Annotated in this window: 7 protein-coding genes and 1 pseudogene; 2 read left to right on the forward strand and 6 right to left on the reverse strand. The window is 73.6% G+C overall.

Translation table 11 applies throughout. From position 1 onward, the window contains the following. From STRAU_RS31840 to STRAU_RS31850, 3 genes are all read right to left on the reverse strand, one after another. The coding region (locus STRAU_RS31840; protein ID WP_037663279.1) for an ArsA-related P-loop ATPase at nt 1–597 on the reverse strand (597 nt) is incomplete at its 3' end. A gap of 117 nt (nt 598–714) precedes the next feature. Next, nucleotides 715–1,158: an SRPBCC family protein gene (locus tag STRAU_RS31845; protein ID WP_016644528.1), complete on the reverse strand. Its 444-nt coding sequence runs from the start codon at nt 1,156–1,158 to the stop codon at nt 715–717. Between the two features lie 116 nt (nt 1,159–1,274). Continuing rightward, a complete protein-coding gene (locus tag STRAU_RS31850; RefSeq protein ID WP_052029377.1) occupies nt 1,275–2,051 on the reverse strand; it encodes a metallophosphoesterase family protein in 777 nt (258 codons plus the stop codon). A 359-nt stretch (nt 2,052–2,410) separates the two neighbouring features. On the opposite strand from STRAU_RS31850, the gene STRAU_RS31855 reads away from it, so the two are divergent. Continuing rightward, complete coding sequence (locus tag STRAU_RS31855) at nt 2,411–4,207, forward strand: AMP-dependent synthetase/ligase (protein WP_016644530.1); 1,797 nt, start codon at nt 2,411–2,413, stop codon at nt 4,205–4,207. Between the two features lie 89 nt (nt 4,208–4,296). Here the strand turns inward: STRAU_RS31855 and STRAU_RS31860 are convergent, their stop codons facing one another. Further along, nucleotides 4,297–5,439, reverse strand: a complete 1,143-nt coding sequence (locus STRAU_RS31860) for a glycosyltransferase family 4 protein (RefSeq protein ID WP_016644531.1) — start codon at nt 5,437–5,439, stop codon at nt 4,297–4,299. Between the two features lie 104 nt (nt 5,440–5,543). Here STRAU_RS31860 and STRAU_RS31865 point away from each other — a divergent pair, with 104 nt between their 5' ends. Continuing rightward, a complete protein-coding gene (locus STRAU_RS31865) occupies nt 5,544–6,908 on the forward strand; it encodes a glycosyltransferase 87 family protein (protein WP_016644533.1) in 1,365 nt (454 codons plus the stop codon). On the opposite strand, the gene STRAU_RS31870 is transcribed toward STRAU_RS31865, so the two are convergent. Then, nucleotides 6,887–8,050: a hypothetical protein gene (locus STRAU_RS31870; protein WP_016644534.1), complete on the reverse strand. Its 1,164-nt coding sequence runs from the start codon at nt 8,048–8,050 to the stop codon at nt 6,887–6,889. The two genes, STRAU_RS31865 and STRAU_RS31870, sit on opposite strands and share 22 nt — an antisense overlap. Before the next feature lie 177 nt (nt 8,051–8,227). Further along, nucleotides 8,228–8,590 (reverse strand): annotated as a pseudogene (locus STRAU_RS40895) (C40 family peptidase); the annotation flags it as partial.

The raw sequence follows: 8,590 nt of genomic DNA on the forward strand, positions 1-8,590 counted from the left end.
GGCCTGCGCGGCGGCGAGCCGCTCGTCCCAGCGGGCGGCGGCCTCGTACAGCGAGCCGGCCGGGACGGGGACGCCCGCGAGGCGGCCGAGGACGGGGCGCAGGGCGCGGGCCGCCCGGCGTTCCGGGGGCAGCAGGCGGCGCAGGTAGCGGCGCAGCTGTCCGGGCAGGGCGAGGAGGGCGAGGGCGCGGGGGGCGGCGGGGAGGTCGACGACGACGGTGTCGTACGTCTGCGTGCGGGCCGCCGCGCTCAGGGCGCCCAGGAGGGCGAGGTCCTCGGTTCCCGGGAGCGGGGTGAGTTCCTCGTCGTCGAGGCGGTCGGCGCCCAGCAGGTCGAGGGCCGGGCGGGCGTGCTCCTGGAGGGCGAGGAGGCCGTCCCGGAAGCTGGTGTCCGGGTCCGGGCGCAGGGCGGTCAGGCCCGGCTCCACGTGTTCTGGCCGGGGGCCTGTGGGGGTGCCGAGGGCGGCGCCCAGCGTGTCGGAGCGGTCCGCCGAGATCACCAGGGTGCGGGTGCCCTCGCGGGCGGCGGTGAGGGCAGTGGCCGCCGCGAGGGTGGTGCGGCCGGCGCCGCCGGGGCCGGTTACCAGGAGGGTGCGCATGCGGTGGCACTCTACGGTGACCGTCGTACGTGGGCTGCCTTTAGGGTCGGGAGCCGCCCCTGGCGGCCCAGCTGCCCACAGCGGTACCAGCAGGGATCAGGCGCAGGCCGGCAGGGCTCAGGCGTCGGGCCCGGCCTCGACTCGTTTCTTCAGGCCTGCCAGGGCGCGGTCGATGATGACCTTTTCCGCCTTGCGCTTGATCATGCCGAGCATGGGGATCTTGACGTCGACCGTGAGCTGGTAGGTGACCTCGGTGCCGGTGCCGGACGGCTTCAGGAGGTAGGAGCCGTCCAGGGAGCGCAGCATCTGGGACTTGACGAGCGTCCAGGACACCTCGTGCGCGCCGCTCCAGGTGTACGCGAGCGTCTGGTCGTCCTTGATCGCCCCGGCGTCCATGACGAGCCGGACCTGTTCGGCGCGGCCGGAGTCGTCGGTCGCGAGGACCTCGGCCTCCTTGACCTCGCCGGTCCACTCCGGATAGCGGGCGAAGTCGGCGATCACGCCCATGACGTCGGCCGGTGCCGCCTCGATCGTGATGCTCGAGCTGGTGTATTCCGCCATCGCCGTGGCTCCTCCAGATGCGGTCCGGTGCGGGGTGGTGCGGGTGCTGTGCTGCCGCGTGAAGGCTACCGCGCACGCGGCGCGCGCCGGTCACCCCGTCCTCGCGGCCCGTCGGCTCACCCCGCCCACTCCAGGGCGAAGGGCCGCCCGGACCCCGCGAAGTGTCCGACGTTCACGCACTCGGTCGACCCGATCCGCATCCGGCTCACCAGCGGCTGGTGCACGTGCCCGAAGAGGGCGTACCGCGGCCGGGTGCGCCGGATGGCGTCGAGCAGCGCGCGGCTGCCCCGCTCGAAACGGCGCGCCACGGTGTCGTACACGAGGTCCGGCACCTCCGGCGGGATGTGCGTGCACAGCACGTCGACCTCGCCGACGGCCTCGACCTTGGCGGCGTACTCCTCGTCGCTGATCTCGTACGGCGTCCGCATCGGGGTCTTGAGGCCGCCGCCGACGAAGCCGAAGACGCGGCCGCCGATCTCGACGCGCTCGCCGTCGAGGACGGTGGTGCCCGCACCGGCGTATTCACGCCACAGCTCCGGCATGTCGACATTGCCGTACGTGGCGTACGTAGGGGTGGGGAAGGCCGCGAAGAGCTCGGCGTACTGCTTGCGTACCGCGCTCTCCACCGCCGGGCCGCGCTCCAGGCCGGCCCAGAGCGAGGCGCCGAACGCGCGGGCCTCGTCGAAGCGGCGGGCGGTGCGCAGTTCGACGAGGCGGGTGGCGTTCTCCTTGCCGAACAGATCGGGGAAGATGCCGCGCGCGTGATCCGCGTAGTCGAGGAAGAGCACCAGGTCGCCCAGGCAGATCAGGGCGTCGGCGCCGTCGCCCGCACGGGCCAGGTCCTTGGCGTTGCCGTGCACGTCACTGACCACATGGACCCGGAAACCTCGCATGCCGGTCACCTTAATTCGGCGGGGCCCGGGCCGACCAGGCCGGGGTGATCCGGCGGGCTCGGCCGGGCGCGCGCGGTGGACCTGCGGATACTCCCGCGGTTACTTCCGAGTCAGGAAGGGCGTGGCGTACTGTGCGGTTCAGACCACAACGTCGTGTGACGCACGGAACATCTGGCCCGGCCCCCCTACCGAACCAGCCATACCGATGGGTAACGTCCGGGCAGTCCAGTAGTGCTCAGCCCCTCAACGAAACCCCGAGGGACCCCCGAACCCCCTGACTGAGCACCTGCCCGATCTTGGACCGCACCGTCGCATCGCACAACGTCGTGGCGCCGGCGCCCTATGTAGGAGCAGCAGTCTTGCGCGAGTTCAGCCTTCCGGCCCTGTACGAGGTCCCCGCGGACGGCAATCTGACCGACATCGTCCGCAGAAACGCCGCGCAGCATCCGGATGTGGCGGTCATCGGCCGCAAGGTGAACGGCAGTTGGCAGGACGTCACGGCGACGGTGTTCCTCGCCGAGGTGCGCGCCGCCGCGAAGGGTCTGATCGCGGCGGGCGTCGGGCCCGGCGACCGGGTGGGCCTGATGTCGCGTACGCGCTACGAGTGGACGCTGTTCGACTTCGCGATCTGGAGCGCGGGCGCGGTGAGCGTGCCGGTGTACGAGACCAGCTCGGCCGAGCAGATCCAGTGGATCCTGGGCGACTCCGGCGCCGTGGCCTGCGTCGTGGAGTCCGACGCGCACGCGTCCGCCGTCGAGTCGGTGCGCGACCGGCTGCCGTCCTTGACGCACGTGTGGCAGATCGACCGGGGCGGCGTCGAGGAGCTGAACCGGGCGGGCGCGGAGGTCTCCGACGAGACCGTGGACGAGCGCGGTGCCGTCGCGGGCGCCGACGACCCGGCGACGATCGTCTACACCTCGGGCACGACGGGCCGCCCCAAGGGCTGTGTCCTCACCCACCGCAGCTTCTTCGCGGAGTGCGGCAATGTGGTGGAGCGCCTGAAACCGCTGTTCCGCACGGGCGAGTGCTCGGTACTCCTGTTCCTCCCCGTCGCGCACGTCTTCGGCCGCCTGGTGGAGGTGGCCGCGCTGATGGCCCCCATCAAGCTCGGCCACGCGCCCGACATCAAGCATCTGACGGACGAACTGGCCGCGTTCCGGCCGACGTTGATCCTCGGTGTGCCGCGCGTCTTCGAGAAGGTCTACAACGGCGCGCGGGCCAAGGCGCAGGCCGACGGCAAGGGCAAGATCTTCGACAAGGCGGCGGACACGGCGATCGCGTACAGCCGCGCCCTCGACTCCCCGAGCGGGCCCTCCCTGGGCCTGAAGATCAAGCACAAGGTCTTCGACAAGCTGGTCTTCAGCAAGCTGCGGGCGGTCCTCGGCGGGCGCGGCGAGTACGCCATCTCCGGCGGCGCCCCGCTCGGCGAGCGCCTCGGCCACTTCTTCCGCGGCATCGGCTTCACCGTCCTGGAGGGCTACGGCCTCACCGAGTCGTGCGCCGCCACCGCGTTCAACCCCTGGGACCGGCAGAAGATCGGCACGGTCGGGCAGCCGCTGCCCGGCTCGGTCGTGCGCATCGCCGACGACGGCGAGGTGCTGCTGCACGGCGAGCACCTGTTCAAGGAGTACTGGAACAACGAGGGCGCCACCGAGGAGGCCCTCGCCGACGGCTGGTTCCACACCGGGGACATCGGCACCCTCGACGAGGACGGGTATCTGCGGATCACCGGCCGCAAGAAGGAGATCATCGTGACGGCGGGCGGCAAGAACGTCGCGCCCGCCGTGATCGAGGACCGGATCCGGGCGCACGCGCTCGTCGCCGAGTGCATGGTCGTCGGGGACGGGCGGCCGTTCGTCGGCGCGCTCGTCACCATCGACGAGGAGTTCCTGGCGCGGTGGGCCTCTGAGCACGGGAAGCCCGCCGGGGCCTCGGCCGCCTCCCTGCGGGAGGACGCCGATCTTCTCGCCGCGGTGCAGCAGGCCGTGGACGACGGGAACGCGGCGGTGTCCAAGGCCGAGTCCGTCCGCAAGTTCCGCGTCCTGCCCGCGCAGTTCACCGAGGAGTCGGGGCACCTTACGCCGTCGCTGAAGCTGAAGCGGAACGTTGTCGCGAAGGATTACGCGGACGAGATCGAGGCGCTTTACCGGGGCTGAGGCGGGGGCCCTGCCGGGGGCTTCCCCAACCCCCCCAGACCCCCGCTCCTCAAACGCCGGAGGGGCTGGATATAGCCCGTCCGGCGGGGCTACAGCAGCTCCCGCAGCCGCTCCGCCAGCAGATCCCAGCGCCACCGCTCCTCGACCCACTGCCGCCCCCGCTCCCCCATCCGCTCCCGCAACTCCGCGTCGCCGAGCAACGCAAGAATCCGATCGGCGGACTCCTCGGCGGAGCCGCCCCGCACGACCCACCCGGTCTCCCCGTCGAGGACGGCGTCCGGCGCACCCCCGGAGTCCCCGGCGACGACGGGCAGCCCCGTGGCGGACGCCTCCAGGTAGACGATGCCGAGGCCCTCCACGTCGAGGCCGCCGCGCCGGGTGCGGCAGGGCATGGCGAAGACGTCCCCGGCGCCGTAGTGCGCGGGCAGCTCGGCCCAGGGCACGGCGCCGGTGAACACCACGGAGTCCGCGACCCGCGTCTCCGCGGCGAGCTTGCGCAGCTCCTTCTCGTAGGGACCGCCGCCCACGACGAGCAGCACCGCGTCGGGCTCCCGCGCCAGGATCCGCGGCATGGCGAGGATGAGGGTGTCCTGCCCCTTGCGCGGCACGAGCCGCGAGACGCACACGATCACCGGCCGGTCGGTGAGCCCGAGCCGGGCCCGCACGGCGTCGCCGCCGGACGCCGGGTGGAAGGTCTTCTCGTCGACGCCCGGCGGCAGTTGGACCATGCGCCCGGCCGCGGCGGGGCTGAGCGCGGCGGCGATACGGGACCGGGTGTACTCGCCGAGGTAGGTGACCGTGTCGGCCGACTCGCCGATCCTGCGCAGGAGTTGGCGGGAGGCGGGCAGCTGCGCCCACCCGGCCTCGTGCCCGTGCGTGGTCGCCACCACCTTCCGCGCCCCGGCCCTGCGCAGCGCGGGCGCCATCAGCCCGAGCGGCGCGGCCGCCCCGAACCACACCGACGTACAGCCGTGTTCGCGCAGCAGTGAGACGGCGCGGCGGGTGACGCGAGGGGTGGGGAGCAGCATCGTCGTGGGGTCGCGGACGACCTGGAAGGGCTGCTCGGCGTCGAAGGCGGCGGTCGCCTCCGCGCCCTCGCGGCCGCGCTTCCAGGTCGAGGCGTAGACGACGATCTCGGACGGATCCAGGCGCAGCGCCATGTTGTGCAGGAACGCCTGGATACCACCGGGCCTGGGCGGAAAGTCGTTCGTGACGATCAGGGTCTTGTGCATCGCCGCAGACAGTACCGGCCCCGCCTCGTCCCCTCACGCCGCCCCTCCCGGCATCATGATTTCCCGAACCCTATTTAAATAGGCGAAAAGCGGGTGAGGCGCAGATGGCGGGCACGGGTACGGGAACGCGCACAAGTGCGGCCACACCGCCCTCCCCCGGCGAGGGCCCCCCGGCCCGCCGCCCCGCGCCGCCCGAGCTGCGCGTCCTGGCCCTCTGGGCGCCCACCCGCGCCCTGCTCCTGCTCTGCGTCTTCCACGTCGTCGTCCTGCCGGGGCCGGACGTCACCAGCGATGTCTCGTTCATCTACCAGGGCTGGTACGAGATCCTGCGCACCGGCACGTTCCCGCTCGACGACGTCACCTGGCAGTACCCGCCCGCCGCCGCGCTCGCCGTCCTCGGCCCGGCCGCGCTGCCGTTCCTCGGCTATCCGGCCGCCTTCTTCCTGCTGTCGTTCCTGGCCGACGCGGTGGTGACGGGGCTGCTCCTGTACGCGGGCGGGCGGCCCGGCAGGACCCTGCGGGGGGCCTGGGTGTGGACGGCCGGGGTGGCGCTGCTCGGGCCCACCGCGTACGCGCGCTACGACCTGATGGTGACCGCCGTCGCCGTCGCCGCGCTGCTCGCGGGGGCGCGCCGCGCCCGGGCGCTCGGGGTGCTCGCGGGGTTCGGCGCGGTGGTGAAGGTGTGGCCGGTGCTGCTGCTCGTCGGCACCCCGCGGGGGCGGGCGACGCGGCGTTCGTGGGGCGCCGCGGCGGTGACGGCGGGCGCTACCGAGCGCGCCGTCACGCTGCTGTTCGTGGTGGCGATGCCGGGGGCGCTCGCGTTCCTCACCTTCCAGCGGGACCGGGGCACGGAGGTCGAGTCGCTCGGCGCGCTCGTCCTCCACGTGGCACGGCACCTCGGCTGGCCGGGGACGGTGCAGCTCAACTACGGCTCGGTGGAGTTCCTCGGCCCCTACGTCCCGTTGGTGAGCGCGGCGGCGCAGGCCCTTTCGGTGGCCGCCTTCGGGTGGCTGCTGCTGTGGCGGATCCGGGCCCGCGTCTGGTCGGCCACGACGCCCGCGGACGCGGCGTTCGCGGCGGTGCTGCTGTTCACCACGACGAGCCGGGTGATCAGTCCGCAGTACATGCTCTGGCTCGTGGGGGTCGCCGCGGTGTGTGTGGCGTACCGCGGCAGCATGATGGCGTGGCCGGCCGGGCTGGTTCTCGCGGCCACGTTCGTGACGTTCCTTGAGTTCCCGGTGTGGTTCTCGCATGTCGTGGCGAGCGACGCGCTGGGGATCGCCCTGCTCGTCGTACGCAACGGACTGCTCGTTGCCTCCACGGTTCTTGCGTGCCGGGTGCTGTGGCGGCAGACGGTCACCGAGGCCGGGGTGACCGCCCGGGGGCTGCGCCCCCGGACCCCCGCCTATCGCCGCTCCGCGGCTCGTCCCCGCTCCGCGGCTCGTCCTCAATCGCCGGACAGGCTATGAGTTAGCTCGTCCTTCAGGTACTGGCGCCACCTCGCCGTGAACTCCTCCTCCGTCGTGTCGAGTACGTCCCGCAGCGCGCCCTCCACCGCCCCCGCGCGCCGGTCGTGCGCGCCGACCGCCATGTAGAACCGCTTCAGTTTCTCCTCGCCCCACTCCTCCGCGATCATCCGGCAGGCCAGCCACGCGCCCTCGTACGCCCGCGCGAGGCCCCCGGCGTCGCCGCTGAAGCCGAAGTCCTCGTCCTCGGGGAGTGTCGCGGGCAGGCGGCCGTCGAGGACCGCGCGCCGCAGTTCCGGGGCGGCCTGCTGCGGGGCGCGGTCCGTGCCGCGGTAGCCGACCCAGTCGGCGAAGCCCTCGGAGAGCCACAGCGGGGTGGCCCGGGAGGTGACGGCGCGGGTGGCGACGTGGGTCGTCTCGTGGGTGAGGACGACCTGCTTGCCCAGCTCGCCGAGGACGCCGTACGCCTCGGGGTTGACGACGATCCGGTCCGCGGGCGCCCTGCCGGAGCCGCCCGCCTCGCCCGTGGTCACCGCGGCGATGCCCTGGTAGCCGGACGCGGGCGCGCCGAGCAGGTCCGCCATCCCGGCCAGGGACTTGGGGACGAGGACGACGACCTTGCCGGGCCACGGGCCGCTCCAGGCGTCCCGCACGGCGGGCACCGCGCGGTCGGCGAGTTCGGCGTACCGGCGCAGGTCCGCGCGTTCGCGTCCGACGCCGAGCACCAGGCTGTGGGTACCGCGCACGGCGTCGACGCGGCCCTGGTCCCAGAGCTGCTCGGCGGCCTTCTTCGCGGGGCGTTCGGCGGTGACGTACCAGCGCCCGTCGCGGCGTTGCAGCGACAGCGTCCGCTCGGCGGTGAGGGGCGCCCGGTCGTAGCCCGCGACGCGGTAGCCGAGGTCCGCGGTGGCGGTGGCGCGGGCGCCGTCGCGGCGGAAGTCCTTGAGGCGGTAGGTCCAGGACTTCAGGGGGACGTCGCGCAGGTTGTCGTAGCCGGCGCGGGGGCCGCCGGTCGCGCGGTACGCCCGCGCGTCGCGCTCCAGGACGGCCTCCGCGCGCTTCTCCAGGAGCCGTTGCACGTCGCCGGGTGCGGCGTCCGCCGCGTCGTCGGCGGCGCAACCGGTCAGCGCGGGGGGCGCGAGCACGGCGAGGCACGCCGCCGCGCCCGCCGCCGCCCGCCTGCCACGCCCGTGCCCCTGCCCTCGACCAGCCACGTTCCGATCGTACGGGGGCGCGCGGCCGTCCTCTCGCTCGTGCGGGCGAAGACCGCCGGATCCGGACGCCGGGGCGCACCGCCGTGAGCGCGCCCGGACCCGCGCCGGTCAGACTCGCGTGACCGACGAGACCGGCATCATCCCCACCGGGTCGTAGCGCACGGCGGCGCCGGGGTAGGGCGCGTGCACCACCTGGCCGTTGCCGACGTACATCCCGATGTGGCTGGCGTCGTCGCGGTAGGCGACGAGGTCGCCGGGCTGCGCCTGGGAGAGCGGCACCTGCCGGCCCGCGCCCGCCTGGCCCCCTGCCGGCCCGCGCCCGCCTGTGCCTGGGAGGTGCGCGGCAGGCCGACGCCCGCCTGCGAGTACGACCACTGGGTCAGGCCCGAACAGTCGAACCCGGCGGGCCCGTTGGCGCCCCACACATACGGCTTGCCGACCGCCGAGCGGGCCGCGGTGATCGCGGCCGCC

Source organism: Streptomyces aurantiacus JA 4570, assembly GCF_000414115.1.
In the GTDB taxonomy this organism is placed as follows: domain Bacteria; phylum Actinomycetota; class Actinomycetes; order Streptomycetales; family Streptomycetaceae; genus Streptomyces; species Streptomyces aurantiacus_A.